This window comes from Streptomyces sp. NPDC040410, assembly GCF_055595715.1.
The window spans coordinates 1-21,063 of record NZ_JBVIVK010000001.1; the positions used below are offsets into that span (position 1 = coordinate 1).

The 21,063-nt window shown below is 71.1% G+C and carries 19 protein-coding genes and 1 pseudogene; 11 read left to right on the top strand and 9 right to left on the bottom strand.

Translation table 11 applies throughout. The features are described 5' to 3' along the window. Nucleotides 1-147: 147 nt before the first annotated feature. A complete protein-coding gene (locus tag ACZ562_RS00005) occupies nt 148-819 on the bottom strand; it encodes a formylglycine-generating enzyme family protein (RefSeq protein ID WP_471172123.1) in 672 nt (223 codons plus the stop codon). Nucleotides 820-987: 168 nt separating this feature from the next. Then, nucleotides 988-1,495, bottom strand: a pseudogene (locus tag ACZ562_RS00010) (LysR substrate-binding domain-containing protein); the annotation flags it as partial. A 151-nt stretch (nt 1,496-1,646) separates the two neighbouring features. Between ACZ562_RS00010 and ACZ562_RS00015 the strand changes: the two are divergent. The 4 genes from ACZ562_RS00015 to katG all read left to right on the top strand — a co-directional run bounded on the left by ACZ562_RS00015 (nt 1,647) and on the right by katG (nt 5,421). Beyond that, nucleotides 1,647-2,048 carry a helix-turn-helix domain-containing protein gene (locus tag ACZ562_RS00015; protein ID WP_471172125.1) on the top strand — a complete coding sequence of 134 codons (402 nt, stop codon included), beginning with the start codon at nt 1,647-1,649 and terminating at the stop codon, nt 2,046-2,048. A gap of 80 nt (nt 2,049-2,128) precedes the next feature. Further along, nucleotides 2,129-2,539, top strand: coding sequence for a VOC family protein (locus ACZ562_RS00020; protein ID WP_471172127.1), 411 nt, complete (start codon nt 2,129-2,131; stop codon nt 2,537-2,539). Nucleotides 2,540-2,727: 188 nt separating this feature from the next. Beyond that, on the top strand, nt 2,728-3,171 hold the full coding sequence (locus tag ACZ562_RS00025) for a Fur family transcriptional regulator (RefSeq protein WP_471172129.1): 444 nt from the start codon (nt 2,728-2,730) through the stop codon (nt 3,169-3,171). A gap of 24 nt (nt 3,172-3,195) precedes the next feature. After that, on the top strand, nt 3,196-5,421 hold the full coding sequence (gene katG, locus ACZ562_RS00030) for a catalase/peroxidase HPI (protein ID WP_471172132.1): 2,226 nt from the start codon (nt 3,196-3,198) through the stop codon (nt 5,419-5,421). Between the two features lie 170 nt (nt 5,422-5,591). Here the strand turns inward: katG and ACZ562_RS00035 are convergent, their stop codons facing one another. Next, a complete protein-coding gene (locus ACZ562_RS00035) occupies nt 5,592-6,182 on the bottom strand; it encodes a TetR/AcrR family transcriptional regulator (protein ID WP_471172135.1) in 591 nt (196 codons plus the stop codon). A 149-nt stretch (nt 6,183-6,331) separates the two neighbouring features. Here ACZ562_RS00035 and ACZ562_RS00040 point away from each other — a divergent pair, with 149 nt between their 5' ends. From ACZ562_RS00040 to ACZ562_RS00060, 5 genes are all read left to right on the top strand, one after another. Next, nucleotides 6,332-7,330, top strand: coding sequence for a patatin-like phospholipase family protein (locus tag ACZ562_RS00040; RefSeq protein WP_471172138.1), 999 nt, complete (start codon nt 6,332-6,334; stop codon nt 7,328-7,330). Nucleotide 7,331: 1 nt separating this feature from the next. Next, nucleotides 7,332-8,846 (top strand): flavin-containing monooxygenase, encoded by a 1,515-nt coding sequence (locus ACZ562_RS00045; RefSeq protein ID WP_471172139.1) that lies wholly within the window; start codon nt 7,332-7,334, stop codon nt 8,844-8,846. 88 nt (nt 8,847-8,934) lie between these two features. Then, on the top strand, nt 8,935-9,234 hold the full coding sequence (locus ACZ562_RS00050) for a hypothetical protein (RefSeq protein WP_471172142.1): 300 nt from the start codon (nt 8,935-8,937) through the stop codon (nt 9,232-9,234). Between the two features lie 168 nt (nt 9,235-9,402). Next, entirely contained in the window at nt 9,403-9,933 is a 531-nt protein-coding gene (locus ACZ562_RS00055) for a hypothetical protein (protein ID WP_471172147.1), read from the top strand. Between the two features lie 130 nt (nt 9,934-10,063). Next, nucleotides 10,064-10,612: a TetR-like C-terminal domain-containing protein gene (locus ACZ562_RS00060; protein WP_471173905.1), complete on the top strand. Its 549-nt coding sequence runs from the start codon at nt 10,064-10,066 to the stop codon at nt 10,610-10,612. A 110-nt stretch (nt 10,613-10,722) separates the two neighbouring features. Here the strand turns inward: ACZ562_RS00060 and ACZ562_RS00065 are convergent, their stop codons facing one another. Then, nucleotides 10,723-11,979 (bottom strand): cytochrome P450, encoded by a 1,257-nt coding sequence (locus ACZ562_RS00065; protein ID WP_471172150.1) that lies wholly within the window; start codon nt 11,977-11,979, stop codon nt 10,723-10,725. Between the two features lie 266 nt (nt 11,980-12,245). Here ACZ562_RS00065 and ACZ562_RS00070 point away from each other — a divergent pair, with 266 nt between their 5' ends. Continuing rightward, nucleotides 12,246-13,214, top strand: a complete 969-nt coding sequence (locus ACZ562_RS00070; RefSeq protein WP_471172153.1) for a TAXI family TRAP transporter solute-binding subunit — start codon at nt 12,246-12,248, stop codon at nt 13,212-13,214. Nucleotides 13,215-13,229: 15 nt separating this feature from the next. Here the strand turns inward: ACZ562_RS00070 and ACZ562_RS00075 are convergent, their stop codons facing one another. The 4 genes from ACZ562_RS00075 to ACZ562_RS00090 all read right to left on the bottom strand — a co-directional run bounded on the left by ACZ562_RS00075 (nt 13,230) and on the right by ACZ562_RS00090 (nt 18,301). Next, nucleotides 13,230-14,606 (bottom strand): sensor histidine kinase, encoded by a 1,377-nt coding sequence (locus tag ACZ562_RS00075; RefSeq protein ID WP_471172157.1) that lies wholly within the window; start codon nt 14,604-14,606, stop codon nt 13,230-13,232. Then, a complete protein-coding gene (locus ACZ562_RS00080; protein WP_471172160.1) occupies nt 14,603-15,292 on the bottom strand; it encodes a response regulator transcription factor in 690 nt (229 codons plus the stop codon). The genes ACZ562_RS00075 and ACZ562_RS00080 overlap by 4 nt, the downstream gene beginning before the upstream one ends. 78 nt (nt 15,293-15,370) lie before the next feature. After that, on the bottom strand, nt 15,371-16,753 hold the full coding sequence (locus tag ACZ562_RS00085) for an MFS transporter (protein ID WP_471172163.1): 1,383 nt from the start codon (nt 16,751-16,753) through the stop codon (nt 15,371-15,373). A gap of 570 nt (nt 16,754-17,323) precedes the next feature. After that, nucleotides 17,324-18,301, bottom strand: coding sequence for a GlxA family transcriptional regulator (locus ACZ562_RS00090; protein WP_471172166.1), 978 nt, complete (start codon nt 18,299-18,301; stop codon nt 17,324-17,326). Between the two features lie 138 nt (nt 18,302-18,439). Between ACZ562_RS00090 and ACZ562_RS00095 the strand changes: the two genes are divergently transcribed. After that, entirely contained in the window at nt 18,440-19,399 is a 960-nt protein-coding gene (locus tag ACZ562_RS00095; protein ID WP_471172169.1) for a proline dehydrogenase family protein, read from the top strand. Nucleotides 19,400-19,688: 289 nt separating this feature from the next. Here ACZ562_RS00095 and ACZ562_RS00100 read toward each other — a convergent pair whose 3' ends face one another. Further along, nucleotides 19,689-20,816, bottom strand: coding sequence for an acyltransferase family protein (locus ACZ562_RS00100; RefSeq protein WP_471172173.1), 1,128 nt, complete (start codon nt 20,814-20,816; stop codon nt 19,689-19,691). Nucleotides 20,817-21,063: the final 247 nt, after the last annotated feature.

Below are 21,063 nucleotides of genomic sequence, written 5' to 3' on the forward strand. Positions count from 1 at the left end.
TCGACGTCGTCCCCCAGCTCACCGAGGAGATCAACACCCGCAAGGGCTGATCCGGCCCGCGTGTCCGAGGCCCCCGCGACCGTACCCACGGCCGCGGGGCGTCCGGGAACTGTCCCGGGAGCTGGCGCCCCGCCCCGTGCGCCGGCTTCAGGCCGTGGAGCGCGCGACGCGGAATCCCACGTCGTCCACCCGGAAGGTGGGGTGGCTGCGGCGCCGTACCGAGGCCCGGCAGCTCCAGTGCTCGTCGAACCAGCCGCCGCCCCGCAGCACCCGGTAACTGCCGTAGACGTCGGCGTCGTAGACGTCCCAGCACCACTCCCACACGTTGCCGAGCGTGTCATGGAAGCCCCACGGGTTGGGCCGCCTGCCTCCGACTTCGCGGATCCGCTCCTGCGAGTTGCCCCGGTACCAGGCGATCTCGTCGAGCGGCCCGTAGCGCGGTCCGGGCCTGCCGGCACGGCAGGCGTGCTCCCACTCCGCCTCGCGCGGCAGCCGGTACCCGTCCGCGGCCATGTCCCATTCGACCGTCTCGTCGTCGGGCGAGAGGTGGTAGGCGGGCACCAGACCGTCGCGTGTGGACAGGGCGTTGCAGAACCGGACGGCGTCCCACCACGACACGGATTCGACGGGCAGCCGGTCGCCCCGGGCAGTACTCGGGCGCCCGCCGGTGACGTGTGCGTACAGCTCCTGGGTGACGGGGTGCGCGGCCAGTCCGTAGGGCGCGAGCTCGACCTCCCAACTGCGCTGCGTCCGCCGGTCCGACAGCGTGACTGTGCCGGGCGGGACGGCGATCATCGTGAGCTCGGCACTCGCATCCATGCGCAGATGATCTCACTTCGACCGCCGCCCCGACGCCCGTCGGTGGCGGTCGTGGTGGGCGACCCCGCCCGGGCCCTTCAGCAGTCGCCGTCCTGATGGAAGAAGCGTTCGCAGTCGGAGCGCACTGCGGGGCGCCACCGCCGTCGAGCGGTCAGCCGCCGCGGTAGGGGCCGTGAGCAGTTCGATCGCCGCCTGGGTGACGGGATGCGGGTCGCTCCGCCACCAGGCGAGGCGTACGGCGATCGGCTGGGCGTCGCGGACCGGGTGGTAGACGATTCCGGGCGCGGATACCGGTGGGCGGTGGACTCCGCCGTCACGCCGACGCAGCGGCCGCCGGAGATCACGGTCTGCCAGTCGTCGACGTCGTGCGTCTCCTCGGTCGTGGGCCGGGCGTCAGGCGGCCACAGTTCCGCTGTCGTGGTAGCGGTGCGCCGGTCGACGAGCAGGGTGCGCCCGCTGGGGTCGGCGAGCCGCACGGAGCGACGGCGCGCCAGGCAATCGTCGCCGGCCGTCGCGCACAGTCGCCGCTCCAGCCCCCGACGGCGGAGTCGAAGCGTCGGTCGTCCGGCGGCCTGCGCACGACGGCAAGGTCGCAGAACCCCTCCGCCAGACCGGCGGTGGCCGAGTTGGCGCGGACCAGCTGCAGGTCCGTACCGGGGTGCGCCCGGGCCCAGCGGCCGGAGTGGGCGAGCATCGGCGCGATCGTCGCGGCCGACTCGCTCAGCGTTCTCACCCGACGCGCTTGACCGGGGGCGGCCTTCCTCTGTGGCGGGGGCGCCACCGGCGGGCCCGGGTCACCCCGGCCCCGGCCGTGGTGTGATGGCGCCGTGAGCCGTGGCGCGGAAGACACCAACCGCCGGATGCTTCGGGCACGGGACGCGATGGACCGCGCCTACGCGCATCCGCTGGACGTCCCGGCCCTGGCCCGGATCGCCCATGTGTCCCAGGCGCATTTCACGCGCACCTTCCGGGCCACGTTCGGCGAGACGCCGCACCGCTATCTGCAGCGCCGCCGGGTCGAGCGTGCGATGTTCCTGCTGCGGGAGACCGACCGCAGCGTGACGGAGATCTGCTTCGAGGTCGGCTTCGGCAGCCCGGGCACGTTCAGCCGCACGTTCCGCGACATCGTCGGCCGGTCGCCGAGGACGTACCGCAAGGAGGCAGGGCAGTCCGCGGCCGCGGGCGTACCGACCTGCTTCACGATGGCGTGGATGCGGCCGCACTTGTGATGGTCCGCGGCGCCGGTGCCGTCCGCGACAGAGCAGTTTCGGACAAGTTTTCGCGGTGCCCGCTCGGTAGCGTGAGGCACATGTTCACCGCCATCACCCATTCCCAGATCTACGTCCTCGACCAGGACGAGGCCCTCGACTTCTACGTCGGCAAACTCGGCCTGGAGGTGCACACCGACGCCGACCTCGGCTTCATGCGCTGGCTGACCGTCAACGTCCCCGGCCACCCGGAGCGGCAGATCCTGCTCGAGAAGCCGGGCCCTCCCGCCATGTCCGAGGAAACGGCGCAGCGGGTCCGCGAGCTGCTGACCAAGGGCGCTACGGGCGGCCATCTGATCTTCAGCACGGACGACTGCCGCAAGACGTACGAGACGCTGCTCGGCCGGGGCGTCGAGTTCACCGAGGAACCCACCGAACGCCCGTACGGAATCGACTGCGGCCTGCGCGACCCCTTCGGGAACAGCGTCCGCTTCACCCAGCAGAAGGCCTGACGGCCCACCCCGCTCCCCGGCGCCTCCGCGGATGATCCGCGGAGGCGCTGCCCGTGTCTCCCGTCGATCTCGCGTCCGCGAGCGACGGGCACCGCTATAACGGGTCAAACACTGATCAACAGGGCACATAAAACTTGCATTATTCGTTCTCTTGAATCGTTCGTGTTTATGAGGGTAGGTTCGGCGGCATGACCGCATCCCAGCTTCCGACCGCCGCTGAGGAGCTGCGCGGTGCCGGCCTGCGGGTGACGGCAGCTCGCGTCGCGCTGCTCGAGACCGTCCGGGCCGGCGACCACCTCGACGTCGAGGCGATCGCCGCCGGGGTACGCGACCGCGTGGGCCACATCTCCGTTCAAGCCGTGTACGAGGCGCTGCACGCGCTCACCACGGCGGGACTCGTGCGCCGTATCGAGCCGCCCGGCAGCCCGGCCCGGTTCGAGGGCCGCGTCGGGGACAACCACCACCACCTCGTGTGCCGGTCGTGCGGTGCCGTCGTCGACGTCGACTGCGCGGTCGGCCACGCCCCGTGCCTGACCGCGTCCGACGACCGCGGCTTCGCGATCGACGAGGCGGAGGTCATCTACTGGGGCCTGTGCCCCGACTGCTCCACCGCCCGCACTTCAGCACCGTGATCCACCCAGTTCGGAAGGATTTCCATGCCTGAGAACCACGACGCAATCGTCACCGACCCGAAGCCGGAGGAGGCGGGCGGCTGCCCGGTCGCGCACGGACGCGCCGCGCACCCGACCCAGGGCGGAGGCAACCGCCAGTGGTGGCCGGAGCGGCTCAACCTGAAGATCCTTGCCAAGAACCCCGCCGTGTCCAACCCGCTCGGCGAGGAGTTCGACTACGCGGAAGCGTTCAAGAGCCTCGACCTCCCGGCCGTGAAACGGGACATCGCCGAGGTTCTGACGGACTCGAAGGACTGGTGGCCGGCCGACTTCGGCCACTACGGCCCGTTCATGATCCGCATGGCGTGGCACAGCGCCGGCACCTACCGCATCAGCGACGGACGCGGCGGCGCCGGCGCCGGCCAGCAGCGCTTCGCGCCCCTCAACAGCTGGCCGGACAACGGCAACCTCGACAAGGCCCGCCGTCTGCTGTGGCCGGTCAAGAAGAAGTACGGCCAGAACCTCTCGTGGGCCGACCTCATGATCCTCGCCGGCAACGTCGCCCTGGAGTCGATGGGCTTCAAGACCTTCGGCTTCGCCGGCGGTCGCGCCGATGTGTGGGAGCCCGACGAGGACGTCTACTGGGGTCCCGAGACCACATGGCTCGACGACCGGCGCTACACCGGCGACCGTGAGCTCGAGAACCCCCTCGGTGCCGTCCAGATGGGCCTCATCTACGTCAACCCGGAGGGCCCCAACGGCAACCCGGACCCGATCGCCGCTGCCCGCGACATCCGTGAGACGTTCCGCCGGATGGCGATGAACGACGAGGAGACGGTCGCCCTGATCGCGGGCGGTCACACCTTCGGCAAGACCCACGGTGCCGGTCCGGCGGACCACGTCGGCGACGACCCCGAGGCCGCCCCGATCGAGGCGCAGGGCTTCGGCTGGAAGAACAGCTACGGCAGCGGCAAGGGCGCGGACGCCATCACCTCCGGTCTGGAGGTCATCTGGACCACCACGCCCACCCGGTGGAGCAACAACTTCTTCGAGAACCTCTTCGGTTACGAGTGGGAGCTGACCACGAGCCCCGCCGGTGCCCACCAGTGGGTGGCGAAGGACGGCGCCGGCGCCGGCACCATCCCCGACGCCCACGACTCGTCGAAGAGCCACGCCCCGACGATGCTCACGACCGACCTCTCGCTCCGCTTCGACCCGGTCTACGAGCAGATCTCGCGTCGCTTCCTGGAGAACCCCGACGAGTTCGCGGACGCGTTCGCCCGCGCGTGGTTCAAGCTGACGCACCGCGACATGGGCCCCGTCGTGCGCTACCTCGGCCCCGAGGTCCCCTCCGAGGTGCTGCTGTGGCAGGACCCCCTCCCCGAGGCGACGGGCGAGACCGTCGACGCCGCGGACATCGCCTCCCTCAAGGAGCAGGTCCTGGCCTCGGGCCTCACGGTGTCCCAGCTCGTGTCCACCACGTGGGCCGCGGCCTCCTCGTTCCGCGGCAGCGACAAGCGCGGCGGCGCCAACGGCGCGCGAATCCGCCTGGAGCCGCAGCGCGGCTGGGAGGTCAACCAGCCCGACCAGCTGGCGACGGTGCTGCGCACCCTGGAAGGCATCCAGGAGTCCTTCAACGCCGCGGGCGGCAAGCAGGTCTCCCTCGCCGACCTCATCGTGCTCGCCGGTGCGGCGGGCGTCGAGAAGGCCGCCAAGGACGCCGGCTTCGACGTGGAGGTCCCCTTCACGCCGGGTCGTGTGGACGCGTCGCAGGAGCAGACCGACGTGGAGTCGTTCGCCGCGCTCGAGCCGGTTGCCGACGGTTTCCGCAACTACGTCGGCAAGGGCAACCGCCTCCCCGCGGAGTACCTGCTCATCGACAAGGCGAACCTGCTGACCCTGAGCGCCCCCGAGCTGACGGTCCTCGTCGGCGGCCTGCGCGTACTTGGCGCGAACTACCAGCAGTCGCAGCACGGCGTCTTCACCGGAACGCCGGGCGTCCTGACCAACGACTTCTTCGTCAACCTGCTCGACCTGGGTACGACGTGGACGGCGACGTCCGAGGACCAGAGCACCTTCGAGGCCCGCGACGACGCCACGGGCGAGGTGAAGTGGACCGCCACCCGTGCCGACCTCGTCTTCGGCTCGAACTCCGAGCTGCGCGCGCTCGCGGAGGTCTACGCGAGCGACGACGCGAAGGAGAAGTTCGTGAACGACTTCGTCGCGGCGTGGGTCAAGGTGTCGAACCTCGACCGGTTCGACCTCGTCTGATCGCACCCTGATCCGAACACGGCGTCCGGGCCGGCCGCAGGGGCCGGCCCGGACGTTTTTCACAGTCGGGTGAACGGCAGGCCGACGCCCCCTGGGCCACCGGTACCTCACCCTGCGGCGCCACCCTTTCCACAGGTGACAAATGGGTGAGGAAGCGTGAGGCAGCTCTCCTACTGAGCGCCCAGCATGAGACGCAGAGTGTCGGTGAGCACGGTGGTGGGTACGGCCGGGTCCGCGACCCGCTGGACGCCGAGCCCGATACCGAGACTCAGCAGGGCCATGGCGGCCTGGTCGGCGGGCATGGCGAGACCGGCGCCGAGTTCCTTGGCCAACGCTTCGAGGAGCTGAGCCAGCGCCTCGCGGACGGCTTCGACGCGTGCCGTGACCTCGTGCCGCAGCTCGTCGTCATGGCGGGCCCGGGTGAGGAACTCGACCTCGAGCGTCGTCCAGGCCTCATCACCGATGTGTGCTTCGCCCCACGCGGCGAAGGCCGCAAGGCGATCGTCGATCCGGTCGGCGCGCATGACGGCATCCGTGAGCAGGGCCAGCTGTTCGGCTCGGATGTCGTCGAGGACGGCGAGGCAGAGGCGGTCCTTGTTGCGGAAGTTCGAGTACACCGCGCCCTTGGAGTAGCCGGCGCTCTCCGCCACGTCGCTGAGAGAAGTCGCGGTGTAGCCCTTGCGCAGGAACAGCTCCCGCGCGGTGGCGACGAGCCGCCCGCGCGTGCGTTCCTGACTCTCGACGCGGCTGAGGCGGGCCATGTGCGTTCCCTTTCCCGTCCTTGCGCGGCTTCCCACGAAGCCCATGAGCTCTCGGATCCTATCTCCGCCGTGGGCTGTTCAGCCCCCTTCAGATACCGCTAGTATCCCGATCTCCTCGGTATCTCGAATGGGCGGAGAGCTCGGTGACCATGACGGGCACGAACACGGTCCCTTCTCGCGGACTCGTGCTGGGCTGCGGCGCAACTCTCGGTGCCGCCTGGACGATCGGCGCCCTGCACTCCCTTCAGCAGGCTCTGCAATGGGACCTTCGCGGCGCCGATGTGCTGGTGGGTACCTCGGCCGGGGCGGAAGTGGCGGCCATGCTGGGCAGCGGCATCGGCGTGGACGAACTGCTGGCCGCTCAGCTCGCCCGGGGCAGCGCCCGTCCGGAGCTGCTGCGCCACTTCGCGGCGCCGCCCGGGCGCATTCCGCCCCGCCCCGCGGCCCTTCTCGGATCACCTCGGCTCGCGGCCCGGGCGATGGGCGGCGCCCTGCCTGTGCAGACCGGGCTGTCCGGCCTCCTACCACGCGGACGAGGCGACGCGGACTGGTTGGCGGTGCTCGCCGACGCCCTGGCACCTGAGGGGAAGTGGGTTCAGCATCCCGCGACCTGGCTGGTGGCGACCGACTTCGACACGGGCCGGCGTACGGTCTTCGGCCACCCTGACGCTCCGCGGGCCGCGTTGCGTGACGCGCTCCGCGCGTCCTGGGCGGTCCCCGGCTGGTTCCCCCCGGTGCGCATCGCCGGCCGGCGCTACGCGGACGGTGGCATCAGCTCCCCGACCTCGGCCGACGTTCTCGTGCCCCGCGCACTCGACGAGGTGTACGTCCTGGCGCCGATGAGCTCGCTCTCGCCCGGGCGGCGACGAGGACTCGGCAGGGCCGAAGCGCTGCTGCGCCGTGTCATGACCCGCACACTCAATGCCGAGTGCGCCGCCCTGCGCGCGGCGGGCACCCATGTCGTCCGCATCGAGCCCACTGCCGCGGATCTGGACGTGATGGGCGGCAACTTCATGGACGCACGCCGCCGCCTGGCGGTCCTGGAGACGTCGCTGCGGACCACGCGGGCCCTCGTCCGCGACCTCCTCCGAGAGCCCCCTCCGCCGCACGTCCCCGGCAGCCGTCCCCACCCCCGGACAGGAGCCTGACATGCCCCGAACCGATGGTCCGACGGTCACCGCCACCCGGGAGACTCACGACGTGGAGGTACTGATCATCGGCAGCGGCCTCTCCGGCATCGGCGCAGCCGTCAAGCTGCGCCAGTCCGGCGTGCACGATGTCGTCCTCATCGAGAAGGCGGACGAACTGGGCGGCACCTGGCGGGACAACACCTACCCGGGCTGCGCCTGCGACGTCCCCTCCGCCCTGTACTCCTACTCGTTCGCGCCGAACCCCGAGTGGACGCGTGCCTTCGCCGGCCAGTCCGAGATCCGCACCTACCTGCGCGACACCGCGGCCGCCCACGGAGTCACACCGCACATCCACTTCGGCACCGAAGCCGTACGTGCGCAGTGGCAGCCCCAGGACGCCCGCTGGCACGTCGAGACGAACCGCGACCGCTACACGGCCCGCGTCCTGATCGCAGCGGCGGGCCCCTGGCATGAACCGTTGTTCCCCGACATCCCCGGCCTGGCCGACTTCCCCGGGGTGGTCTTCCATTCCTCGCGCTGGCGCCACGACCACGAACTGACGGGCGCGCGCGTCGCCGTCGTCGGCAGCGGCGCATCGGCGGTGCAGTTCGTGCCCGCCATCCAGCCGCGTGTCACTCGGCTGCACCTGTTCCAACGCACCGCCCAGTGGGTGCTGCCCAAGCCCGACCACCACGTGCCGCGCGCCGAACGATGGCTCATGCGCCGCTTTCCGGGAGCGCAACGCGCCCTGCGCAACACGGAATACGCGGCGATGGAGGCCCTGGGAGTGGGTTTCCGCCACCCGTCCCTTCTGCGCGCGGTCCAGAAGCTGGGCACGTTCCACCTCAGAGCGACGGTCAAGGACTCCCGGCTGCGCCGGGCACTGACCCCCGACTACACCCTGGGCTGCAAACGCCTGCTGATGTCGAACACGTACTACCCCGCTCTGACCCGGCCCAACGTCACCGTCCACGCCACGGCGGTCAAGGCCGTGCAGGGCAACCGTGTCCTCGGCGCGGACGGCAGCATCGCGGATGTGGACACCATCATCCTCGGCACGGGCTTCCACATCCTCGACATGCCCATCGCCCGCCGCGTGTTCGACGCCGACGGTGCCGGCCTGGACGACCACTGGAAGGGCAGCCCGGACGCCTACCTGGGAACCACGGTCAGTGGATTCCCCAACGCGTTCGTCCTCCTCGGACCGCACCTGGGCACCGGCCACTCCTCGGCCTTCATGGTCCTCGAAGCACAACTCGAGTACGTGGCAGGTGCCGTACGCCATGTACGGCAGAGGGGCTGGGCGGCCATGGACGTACGCCCCGAAGTCCAGGCCGCGTTCAACGCCGAAGTCCAGCAAGCACTGCCGACCACCGTGTACAACGCGGGCGGATGCTCGAGCTACTACCTCGACGGCAACGGCCTCAACAGCTTCAGCTGGCCCTGGTCGACGGGCCGGATGCGCCGACGGCTGGCTCGGTTCGACCCCGAGGCCTACACCTTCACTCCACGGCCCGGGACAGACCCCCGGTGAGCGGCCGCGTCCACGTCGCCTTTCGTATGCCGCACGGGATCCCGGGTACACGCACAAGCAGCACGAATCCCCGGAGGAGGTGACTCGGATGCTGTTCATCGGACTGCTCCTCCTCGCGGCCGCCGCCGCCTTCACCGGCCTGGTGATCGCCGACAACCTGTCCGGCGGCCCCGAGTACGCCGTGTCGATCCTCGATCGCGACCTGGCCACCATGAACACGCTCGCCGTCTTCTGTGCCGGCCTCGCGCTGGCGCTCATCTTCTGCCTCGGCCTGGCCACGGCGGTGAACGGGGTGACCCACCACCGCCGCAGGAACCACCGAAGGTACGGAGCAGGGCGCGAAACCACCCCGCTGGACGAGATGACGGGACCGGACGGCCGGGCCTGAGCGGCGAGCGGTGCGGCCGGGACGGGGGCGGCGACACCCGACCGGCCCGGGTTCGGCCGAGGCGCACACTGGAGGGAGCACATCCCCTCCGGGAGGATGCCGGGGTGCACCTGAACGGCGGGGCCTGCGCAGACCGTGCCTGGTCAAGCCATGCTGACCGGAGGAGTCATGCCCGTACCCAGTGCGACCGCCCCGTCCGTGCCGCTTCCCGCCACCGGCTTGTGGCGCCACGCCCTGCACCATCTCGCACACCTGCGTCGCCGTCGCTCAGAGCCCGTCGGCCTCTCCCGCACGGCACAGGTACGGGCGCTGCTCGCGGTACTGGACGACGCGGTGACCGCCCTGCAGTTCGCCGATGAGGCGGTGGCGGCGTGCGGCGCGCCGGGCAAGGTGTCCGGGCAGACCGCACAGCGCTGCGGACGCGCCGGCTCGACCTTCCACCGGCTTCAGGCACGGCTCGGGGACCTGCCGCTGACCGAAGCCGACCTGGTGGAGGCCCAGGGCTACGCAGGGCGACTGCTGGCCTACGACCAGTGGATGGTGCGCCAGTCGATGGATCTGGCCTTCGCCCTGCACACCGGCGCCGGTACCGAGGCGGCCCGGCTGCAGATCAACGGCCTGGGACGGCCCGCGAACGACCTGCGGCGCCTGCGCGACACCCTGCGTCAGACCGGACCCGGCCCGGCCTCGGGTCCATGATCGCTACGGTGCCGATGTAGCCGGTCTGCCGCTTGCAGCCGGCGTCGGCGGGCGCGGTCCTCTTCTCGAGGGCGGACGGCTCGTCGGGGTCGTGCTGCGGCTCCGTCAGCTCGCGGCGCCGGCCATCGGGGTGGGAGTCCTGATCCGGGAGACCGGTCTGCGCCCCGCGGGGAGACGTTCAGCGCGGTGGTCGCCGCGCTCTGCCTCGGCGTACTGCTCAGTCTGGTCCGCACCCGCAAGCACGCCTCCTGAGCCGGATCCGCCGCAGCGCCGAACCCGCGAGTGCAGCCCCGAAGAGGACCTCGCGACGCACTTGCAGCGGGTGGCCGACTTCTTCGAGGAACCTGCCGGCCGGCTGCTGCAGGCCCTGCGCGGCCATGCCCGACTGGACGAGGAGACGGCCGAATCACTGCGAGCCGGATTCCTGCGGGACCAGCGCGAGCGCGACGCGGCCGGCCTGCGCACGCTCCTCGCGCGTGATCACGATCTCACCCTCGACGACCGGACCGTCGACCACTTGGTGGATCTGCTGCTCGGGCCGCTGCACTACCGCGTGCTCGTGTTCGGCGCGCCCGTCGACAGGGAGTTCGTGGAGAGCACGGCCCGGCTCGTGCTCGCGGTCGCCCGGCAGTCCGTATCCGATTCGCCCGGCAGCCCGCGTCCCGTTGACCAGGGCTGACCGCACGACGTCCTCGCCACACACCCTCCACCGCGCTTCGTGCCGGGGCACTGCGGCCTGATGCCCTGGGGTGCCTTGAGCCCCTGCCCTGGCGGTCGGCCGGGGCACGGTCAGCGGTGCTCGATCACAACGCTCAAAGGTGCCCGGAAGGACAGCAGTCCGAGCATCGGCGCCTCTCCCCCGTCCGGCACAAGCCGCGCATCCGGCAGTCGGCAGGCAACCGCACGAAGCGCGATCGCGGCCTCCGTCCGGGCCAGGGACGCGCCCGGGCAGCGGTGGCGGCCGACGCCGAAGGCCAGGTGATGGCGGATGTTCTTCCGGTGCGGGCACATCCGCTCCGGGGAGGTGAAGACCTCCGGGTCGGATCCGCTTCCCATGAGCATCAGCAGGAGCTGGGCGCCGGCGGGCAGGTGCACCCCGCCGAGCTCCACGGGTCGCGCGGTGACCCGTCGCCAGGTGGTCACCGGCGGCTCCCGCCGCAGGACCTCCTCCACCCAGCCCTCGGCCAGGCCCGGCTCGGACGCCGGACGCGGCCACAGGCCGGGCTCGGTGAGCGCCCGGCGCAGCACAGTGGAGATGAGCTGTCCCGTGGTGGACTGCCCTGCGACGAAGACGAAGAAGCAGGCACCGACTGCCGTCGCCAGGTCGAGCGGCTCGCCGTCGGGCAGGCGGTGGCGGGCAAGCGAACCGATGAAGGAACCCGGTGGGGCCGTGGTGCCACGGACGGTCTCGGTCAACCACTGGTTGAACTCTCCGACCCGTTCTGCGAGTTCGAGTTGCCGCTCCAGGGCGGGCGCGCCCCAGAACAGCTCCAGTGCTGCGTCGCTCCAGCGTATGAGGGTGGACGGCTCGACTCCGCGGATGCCCAGCAGTTCCATCAGCACGCGGCACGGGAGGATCTGGGCGAAGGAGGAGAACAGGTCGCAGCTGCCGACGGCGTCGGTCTCGTGCTGCGCCGCGTCGAGCAACTCCTCGGCGATACGCTCGATCACCGGGACGGCGGCCGCTACGCGCTCGGCGTTGAAGAACCGGGTAACTGCTCGCCGGAGCCCCGGGTGACTGTCGGTGCCGTTGTTGGCGAGGGCGGGCGCGAGACTGAAGCCGGCCCTGGCGAGCACCCGCAGCACGGCGATGGGCAGCGGCGTCACGGCGTTCTGGGCGTTGTCCGGGCGGAAGACGTCCGGCTCGAGGAGTACCCGGCGCACCTCACGGTGGCGGCTCACCAGCCAGAGCCCGGTGACCGGATCGTGGTGCACGGGAGAGTCCGAACGGAGGGCGTCAAGCCAGGGGTAGGGGTCGCGCACGAACCCGTCACCGAACAGATCCAGCAGTTCAGGTGCGGGTGCGTCCAGAGCCGGGGAAGTCACGGCCGGAGGCTAACACGCGGATGATCAAGCCTCGCCGGCCTGTGCCCGGGATCACGGGACCACTCGACCGCCGTGTTTCATGCGCCGCCACGGTCGACGAGGTGTCGTCGGCACCGACTGATCCGCTGCGCCTCGACGACGGCGAGCACCGCGTCGCCCGATTCCGCGGCGGAACGGCCTGCGCCCGCGTCGATACGCGGAGCGCAGCGCCCGCAGTGCACAGGCCTGCGCGGGTCGGGACCACCGGCGGCGGCTACTCTTCGCTGGTGACCAGCTCATCGGTGAGCCGTCGACGCATGCTGGAGGCCTCACTCGGTGTGGCCGCGGCGGCGTTGGCGGCCGGGTGCGCGCAGGACACGGAGCCTGTACGGCGGCTGCGGTTCGCGACGGGGCCCGAGGGAGGGCCCTACAACGCCTTCGGCAAGGCCCTGGCGAAGGCGGTCGCGGGGAGCGGACGCCGACTGGAGATCGTTCCGGTGAGCACCTCGGCCAGTGTGGACAATCTGCGGAAGCTGGACGACGGCTCGGTGGAGCTGGCCCTGGCCATGGCGGACGCGGCGCAGGACGCGGTGCTGGGCAGGGCGCCGTTCGCCCACCGGGCCGCGGTGACGGCGCTCGCCCGGGTCTACGTCAACTACACGCACCTCGTCGTACGGGTGGACGGGCCGGTGCGCTCGCTGAGCGATCTCGCCGGGCGGCCGGTCGCCACGGGCGCGGCGGGGTCCGGTGTGCAGGTGGTGGCCGGGCGGTTGCTGCGCGCGGCCGGGCTGACCGGCGAGCGGGCGGTGAAGGAACGGCCCCTCGGACTGGCCGCGTCGGTGAAGGCTCTGCGCGAGGGCACGGTGGACGCGCTGGTCTGGTCCGGAGGGGTGCCGACCCCCGCGCTGTCGACGCTGGCACGTGAGCTGCCGCTGCGGTTTGTGCCGCTGGAGGGCCACGTGGGCGCGCTGCGCGAGCGGTACGGCCCCGTCTACACGGCCGTCACGATTCCTGCCGGGGCGTACGGACTGACGAAGCCGGTGGGCACCATCGGAATCGGCAACTATCTGATGGCCCGTGCCGGTGTGCCGGAGCACGCGGTGCGCGAGGTGCTCCAGGTGGTGTTCGACCGGTGGCGGGTGCTGCTGCGGGAGGTGACCGCGGGCGCCCGGCTGGAGCCCAGGTTCGCCATCTCCACCGGCGAGGTGCCGCTGCACCCCGGTGCGGTCGCCTACTACCGGTCGGTGTACGACTGAACAGGCGTCCGGCACTCAGCAGGACGGCAGCCGGAGCTCCACGGCGAGGCCGTGCGGGGCGTTGCCGGTCACGACGAGCCGGCCGCCGCTGAGGCGGGCGAGCTCGTCGGCGATGGCCAGGCCGAGCCCGCTGCCGGGAACGTTCTGGTGCTCGGGCGCCCTGGCGAACCGCCGTAGCAGCAGGGGCACCTGCTCCTCTGGCACCCCGGGGCCGTCGTCGACGACCCGCACGGCCACCTCGCCGTCCCGGAGTACGGCGCGCACCTCGACATGGCCGCCGGACGGCACGAACTTGGCGGCGTTGTCGAGGAGCGCGTCCAGGATCCTGCCCACCGCGTCGGGCACGGCTCGCGTCCGCAGGCCGTCCGCGACGGCCGACGCGGTCAGCTCCACCCCGGCCCCGTGGAACACCGGGGTCCAGGCCACGACCCGTTCGCGTACGGCACGTGACACGTCCTGCTCGGCCGGTTCCGTGGTGCCGGATTCCACGCGTGCCAGGGCGAGGAGGCCGTCGAGCAGTTCCTCCAGGCGTTCCGCCTCGTCCAGGGCGCGGGCGTGCTCGGCCCGGCCGGGGCCGGGTGAGACGTGCGGCTCGACGTTCTCCAGTTGCAGCACAAGGGTGGCCAGCGGGTTGCGCAGTTGGTGGGAGGCGTCGGCGACGAAGTCGCGCTGGCGGCCGATGGAGTCGGCCATGGCCTCGGCCATGGTGTTGAAGTGCTGCCGCAGGCTGCGCAGCTCCGGTGGACCGGTGTCGGAGACGGCCCGTGCCTTCAGTCTTCCGGAGGCCAGGCCCTCCACGGCCCGGTCCAGGTCGCGGACCGGGCGCATCAGCCACCGGGCGATGCCCACCGCGACCAGGGCCGCGGCGGAGAACGCGGCGAGCGCGCCGGCGGCGATGAGGGACCAGCGGTGCGTCACGTCCCTGCGGGCGGCGTCGGTGGAGACGGTCAGCAGTACCGCTCCGCTCACCCGCTCGTCCCGCCCGACCGGCTCGGCCAGCACCACCGTGTCCGGTCCCCAGGGACGGATCGTCGGCAGCCCTTCGGTGGAACGGCCGGTCAGGGCCCGGCGCAGGCCCTCTTCCGCCGCCGGGCCGGAGGACGAAGGGGTGTCAGGTCCTGCCCGGGCGACGGTGCGTCCCGCCGTGTCGACCACGCTCACCGAGGCCCCGTACAGCTCGGTGTAGCGGCGGATCTCAGTGGACAGCTCGGTGCGGTCGGCGTCGGTGCGCATCCGGTCGGCGAGGTCGGCGAACCGCACCGCCTCGGAGCGCCGCTGGAGCAGCAGGTGCTCGGTGCGCCCGTCGGCGTAGGAGCCGGCCAGTGGCAGGGAGAGCAGCAGCGTCGCGGCTCCCATCAGCACCATGAGCACGGCGAGGAGTCTGCGTCTCATCGCTCGCCGCCCACCTGGGGGGAGCCCAGCTGGTAGCCGAAGCCGCGGACGGTGCGGACCAGGTCGGACCGGCCGGTCTTGGCGCGGATGCCCGCCACATGGACGTCCAGGGAGCGGGAGGCGGCGAGGAAGGCGTCGCCCCAGATCCGGTCCAGGATCTCCTCGCGGGAGTGCACCTGGTCCGGCCGGGCGGCGAGGAACGCGAGGACGTCGAACTCGCGCCGGGTGAGCCGCACTTCGGTCCCGGCGACGGTGACCGCGCGGCCCGCGATGTCGATCTCCACGTCGCCGGCGCGGACGGGGGCCCCTTCGTCCTCCGTACGGAACGACGGCGTCCCGGTCCGGCGGCGCACGGTGTCGATCCGGGCCATCAGTTCGTTCATCCGGAACGGCTTGACCACATAGTCGTCCGCGCCGGCGCGCAGCCCCAGCACGATGTCGCGCTCATCACAGCGGGCGGTGACCACGATCAGCGGCGCGTCACAGACGGTGCGCAGGCGCCGCAGCAGGTCGAGACCGTCGAGGTCCGGCAGCCCGAGATCGAGCAGCACGAACTGCGCCTCGCGGACGTACCGCAGGGCGTCCATGGCCCGGCCGACTCTGCGGACGGTGTGCCCGCGCTGGGCGAGGGCGGTGCCCAGGGCCTGGGCCATGCGGTCGTCGTCTTCGACGAGAAGCGCGTGCATGTGAGTCCTTGTGCCGCTGTGACCTGGGCAGCAGCTTACGGAAGCGGCTCGCCCAGGTCACAGTGGGTTCAACTCGGGTCAGCGGACAGCTTCGACGGGAGGGGCCGCCGTCCCCAGGTCACGGTCGGCGTCCGCCTCGGTCTCGGCGCGGCTGAGCGCGGCATTGCGGGTGTCCGGCATGAGGACGTAGGTGATCAGGGAGATCATCGCGCACCCGGACACGTACCAGAAGAACATGGTCTCGTGGCCGCTGTCCTTGAACCACAGCGCCACGTACTCCGCCGTGCCCCCGAAGAGGGCGTTGGCGATCGCGTACGGCAGGGCCACGCCGAGGGCTCGCACGCGGGTGGGGAAGAGCTCCGCCTTCACCGCCGCGTTGATCGAGGTGTAGCCGGTGATGATCACCAGGGCGAGCAGTGAGAGTCCGAGCGCGGACCAGTACGAGGACGCCGAGCCGAGTGCGGTCATGATCGGGTAGGTGCCGACGGTGCAGCCGACCGCGAAGGTGATCAGCAGAGGGCGGCGGCCGATCCGGTCGGACAGCATCCCGGCGAAGGGCTGGAGCACGGCGAAGACGGTGAGGGCGGTGAAGCTCACCAGCGTGGCGGTGGTCTTCTCCATGCCCGCGCTGCCGATCAGGTACTTGGTGAGGTAGGTCGTGTACGTGTAGTAGGCCACCGTCCCGCCGAGGGTGAGCGCCATGACCAGGCCCGCCTGGCGGCGGTGCTGCCACAGCACCTTGAGCGTGCCGCGTGTGTTGTCGTCGTGGCCGTCCTCACCGTTCTCCTCGGTGAACGCGTCGGTCTCCGTCAGCCGGCGTCGCAGCCAGAACACGACCAGCGCGAAGAGCGCGCCGAGCACGAACGGGATGCGCCAGCCCCAGCTCTCCAACTGGGCGGTCGTCAGCGTGTGCTGCATCGTGATGAGGATGCCGAGGCCGAGGATCTGACCGCAGGTCATCGACACGTACTGGAAGGAGGAGCCGAGGCCGCGCCGGTTGCGGGCGGAGGCCTCGGTCAGATAAGTGGCGCTGGCGGCGTACTCGCCGCCGATGCTCATGCCCTGCAGCAGTCGTGCCAGCAGCAGCACCACGGCACCGAAGTAGCCGGCCTGGTCGTAGGTGGGGGCGAGGGCGATCAGCAGGGCGGCCACCGACATCATGGTGACGGTGAGGGTGAGTGCGCTCTTGCGTCCGTGCCGGTCCGCGGCGCGGCCGAGCACCCAGCCGCCGACCGGGCGCATCAGGAAGCCGACGGCGAAGATTCCGGCGGTGTTCATCAGCTGGGTGGTCGGGTTGTCGCCGGGGAAGAACGAGTCGGCGAAGTAGATCGCGAAGCTGGCGTAGACGAACCAGTCGTACCACTCGACAAGGTTGCCCAGAGACCCGCCGACGAGGGCGAGGCGGCGTTTCGCACGCAGGTCTTCGGGGGGTGTCCCGTGCGTGACGGCAGCGGATGACATGGCGGCTCCAGACGGAAGTCGTCCCTGGCGGGAAGCGGGGGGATGCCCCGATGCGGGGAATGCGCATGAGCATGCGGGCGGCTCCCGAGCCCGTACAAGGTCCGGCACCCAGATCTAACCTCCCGCTAAGAAAGGGCCCGGCCTGCGAGAAACGGCATAGCGGCGGGACACCTCTCGGCGAGTGCCGCCTGCCGCCTTCGCCTCGCCGGCTCGTCCCGCGCTCTCCCGTCCGTGGACGCGTGACGGGCCTTCAACCCCTCGTGGCTGGGCCCGCTGGTGTTCCACGGCGCCGCGAAGGCCGCGACGCTCTGCCCGGGCGCCGCTATCCGGGGCGTCCTGGACACGTCGTTCACCGCGGACTGGTCAGACACCGCGTACTGGTCCGAGTTCCCGCGCGGCTTGCCGGGATCGCCCGGACATGGCCGTCGACATCGAGCACGAGGACGCCGCCCACTCCCGGACCGGGGGACTCGCCCTGGCCGCCAAGAACCCGCACGGCGCAAGCGTCCGCCCCTGTAACCGTCCCGCACGTGGCCCCGTTCCGCTCAGCCGGGCCCAGGGGCCATGGCTCTACGCGCCCACCGAAGACGGTGAGACCTCGTGCGGGGTACGGAAGGTGCGCCGGTAGGCCTGGGGCGTGGTGCCCAGCCGTCGGGCGAAGTGGTGACGCAGGTTGTCGACGGTGCCGAAGCCGGACCGTTGGGCGATGGCGGTGATCGGGGCGTCGGTGGTTTCCAGATGGTGCTGGGCGAGCAGGACGCGCTGTGCCGTCAGCCATTGCGCGGGGGTGGTTCCGGTTTCCTGCTGGAAGTGGCGGGCGAAGGTGCGGGGGGACAGGTGGGCGCGGCGGGCCATGGCCTCGACGGTCAGGTTCTGGTCGAGGTTGGCTTCGATCCAGTCCAGGACGGGGGTGAGGGGTCCGGTGCCTTCCCGGGGCTGGGGGCGTTCCCGGTACTGGCGCTGGCCGCCTTCCCGGTGCGGGGGTGCGACCATGCGGCGGGCGATGGCGTTGGCAACGGCACTGCCGTGTTCCTTGCGGACCAGGTGGAGGCAGGTGTCGACGCCGGCGGCGGTGCCCGCCCCCGTGATCACCGGATCCTCGTCGACGTACAGTACGTCGGACTCGACCCTGGCCCCCGGGTAGCGGCGGGAGAGCTCCTCTGTGCAGTGCCAGTGAGTCGTGCAGCGCCGCCCGTCCAACAGGCCCGCCTCGCCCAGGAGGAACGCGCCGGTGCAGATGCTCAGGACCCTGGCGCCGCGCTCGACGGCGGCACGCAGCTCGACGGCCAGGCGGTCCGGCTGCCGCACCCTCAGGTCGTACGCCGGGACGCAGACGAGATCCGCGGAGGCGAGCCGGTCCAGGCCATGAGGGGCCCGCACGTCGAAGCCGTGCCGGGTGGGCACACTGTCGCCCGCGGCGGCGACAAGGGCGAAGTCGTACACGGGCAGCCCGCCGTCGCTCCGGTCAATGCCGAAGACCTCACAGAACACGCCCAGTTCGAAGGCGTGGCTGCCTTCGAGAGCCAGGACGGCGACATCGCGAAGCATGAGAGCCGGGCTCCTTCCGCGCTGGATGCGGTGGCAGGAATTTCAGCCTACCTGTCTTTTCTGCCACTCCCGCCGGATGCCTCGTCCCTGGAAGGCTCGTGGCCGTTCCAGGCATCGCACCGACAGCGAGGGCACCCCATGACCACGCATCCCTCCCCCACAGGCACCTCCGCGCCTTCGGCACAGGCCGCACAGGTCCTGCGCCGGCTCGCGCTCGACGAAACGCTGAAGTGGCGCGTCCCGGAGGATCCGGTCCTGGGTCCACTGGCCCGCAAGGTCGCAGGGCGCTTCGTGGCGGGTGACCGCCTGTCCGACGCACTGGACCGTGTGAAGCACATCCTTGCCGACGGCCACCGCGTGAGCGTCGAGTACATGGGCGAAAGCTGCCGCGACGAGCAGCGGGCCACGGCCGAAACCGCCGTGTTCCTCGACGCCGCCCGGCTTCTGCCGCCCGGCTGCTCGATATCCCTAGATCTCTCCCACATCGGCCTCGCAGTCGACGAGGAACTCGCCCTGGCCAACGCCGCCAGCATCGCGCAGGCAACCGCCGAGACCGGCCGTGAAATGATGATCTCGGCCGAGGGGTCCGACCGCACCGACGCCGTGCTGAACCTGCACCGCACCCTGTGCGAGCGGTTCGACCACGTGGGTGTGACCGTGCAGGCGCGCCTGTACCGCACAGCCGATGACCTGGCCGAACTCCTCACTCGTCCCGGCCGCGTCCGCCTGGTCAAGGGCGCCTTCCTGGAACCCGAGAGCATCGCCCACCCGCGCGAAGCGCCCGCCCTGACCGCCGCCTACCTCACGTACGCGGAACAGCTGGCCGACTCGGGCCACCTGTGTTCGTTCGCCACCCATGACTGGGACCTGATCCACCGCATCGACGGCCACCTCGGGGGGAAGGGCCAGGAGACCGCCCCCTGGGAGTTCGAAACCCTCCTCGGCCTTGGCCCCGACCGCCTCGACGCCATGGCGGGGCATGGCCACCCCACGCGTGAGTACGTCGTCTTCGGCACCGAATGGTGGCTCTACGTCTGCAACAGGCTCGCGGAAGACCCCCAACGCCTGCTCCAGGCTCTCATCGACGCCGCTTCCTGACGCCGGCACACGGTGGGTCGGTCAGCGCCATGGTGGCCCGGAGCGCGCCGGTGGCCGTTGCCGCCTTATCCCTCGGGGACGGCGAGGCCGATGCGTCAGCGGTTCGGGCGCGATGTTCCCTGGACCGGCAACCGAGCAGGCCGGGGTTGCTGCCGTGTTCGCAGGTCCGCCGCCGGGCAGCACACGCAGACATCGCCTCGAACATGTTCCTCGGGCGCGAACTCCGCCGCCCCGGCGTCCTCGGCAGTGTCTTCCGCATGAAGAAATCGGCAGAGCCCACCGCGGAGGACTACGGCGTGCGCACGGGCTCCCCCGCGGGCGGTACTTGCGCAGGTACACGCTCAGGCTGCTGCGGCCCGGGCGTGGCGGGGGCGAACAGCCAGCCTGCGGACGGCCGGGTCAGCGGACGGACCAGGCGGCGCACCGGCGGGGACCCCAGCACCATCGTCAGCAGGACCGCGCACAGCACCAGACCGACGATCTCGACCGGGGAGTCCACGTGTGAGATCCAGCCCTGCTCCCGGACCGGCAGTATGACCAATGGGTGCAGCAGGTAGATCGTGAAGCCGCCCGCGCCCAGCGTGGAGATCAGCGGCAGCCGCCGCCGGGGCACCAGCCGCAGCAGACAGAGCACGAGGGCCGCGGCCGAGGCCAGCACCAGCAGCCGGATGACCCAGGCCCATTCCAGGCTCAGCGGATCGGTCACGGAGTAGGGATGACGCATGGAAAGCCAGTTGCCCCTGACGTCCCGGTGAAACAGCCACCCCGCGACGCACGAGGCCAGGATCCCGGCGACCGCCACGGGCAGACTCCAGCGGCTTGTGAACCAGGTGTTCCCGAAGCCCTGGCCGATCCGCCAGCCGAGATAGAACAACGGAAGGTAGACGAGCGTGCGGCTCGCGGAGAAGGCCATCCCGAACTCGCCGACGTACCCCACGGCGAGGGCTACGCCCGTGGTGACGAGCAGTGGGTGGCGCAGCTGGACCACCAACGGCAGCAGCAGCCGCCAGAAGAAGAGGGACATCAGGAACCACAGGGTCCACGGCAGCTCGACGACATGCACGATGAACTCGGCGCCCAGCCAGTACGTCTCCAGCGAGTAGAGCAGGCTGAAGGCGAGGGCAGGCAGAACTATGCTCTGCAGCAAGGTGCGCAGGGGACGGGGGCCGAGCGGCCCCGCGTTGCTGAACACTCCGGCCAGCACGACGAAGGCGGGCACCCGGAAGGCCCAGCTGGCGATGTGGAAGGAGTGCAGCACGTCTTCCCGGGCCATGATGCTGCCGCCGGTGTGCAGAATCACGATCAGTGTGGCGGAGAGGAACCGGGCGTTGTCCCACCACGGATTCCTGGCCCGGTCCGCCCGGCCGTGGCGGTCAGCGGGGACAGCGGTGGCGGGTCTCGGGAGTGGCGTGTCCATCGCGACGGCGGGCTCCTGACAGCGGCTCGGCAGTGGCATGAGCCACGCCGTACTGGTGATCGACTTGACGGTGCTGGGCACACCGTGCCCGATCTCCGCGAAGGGCTTGGTTGCCGGTTGAGGTGCATACGGTGAACTCCACATGCACATCAGGAGCCCAGGCACCCCTGCCGGGGGGCGGTGTGCCTCCGTGCGGCGCGGCCGGCTGTCCGGCTGAAGGACGAGGGCTCCGCTTCGGATGGGGTGG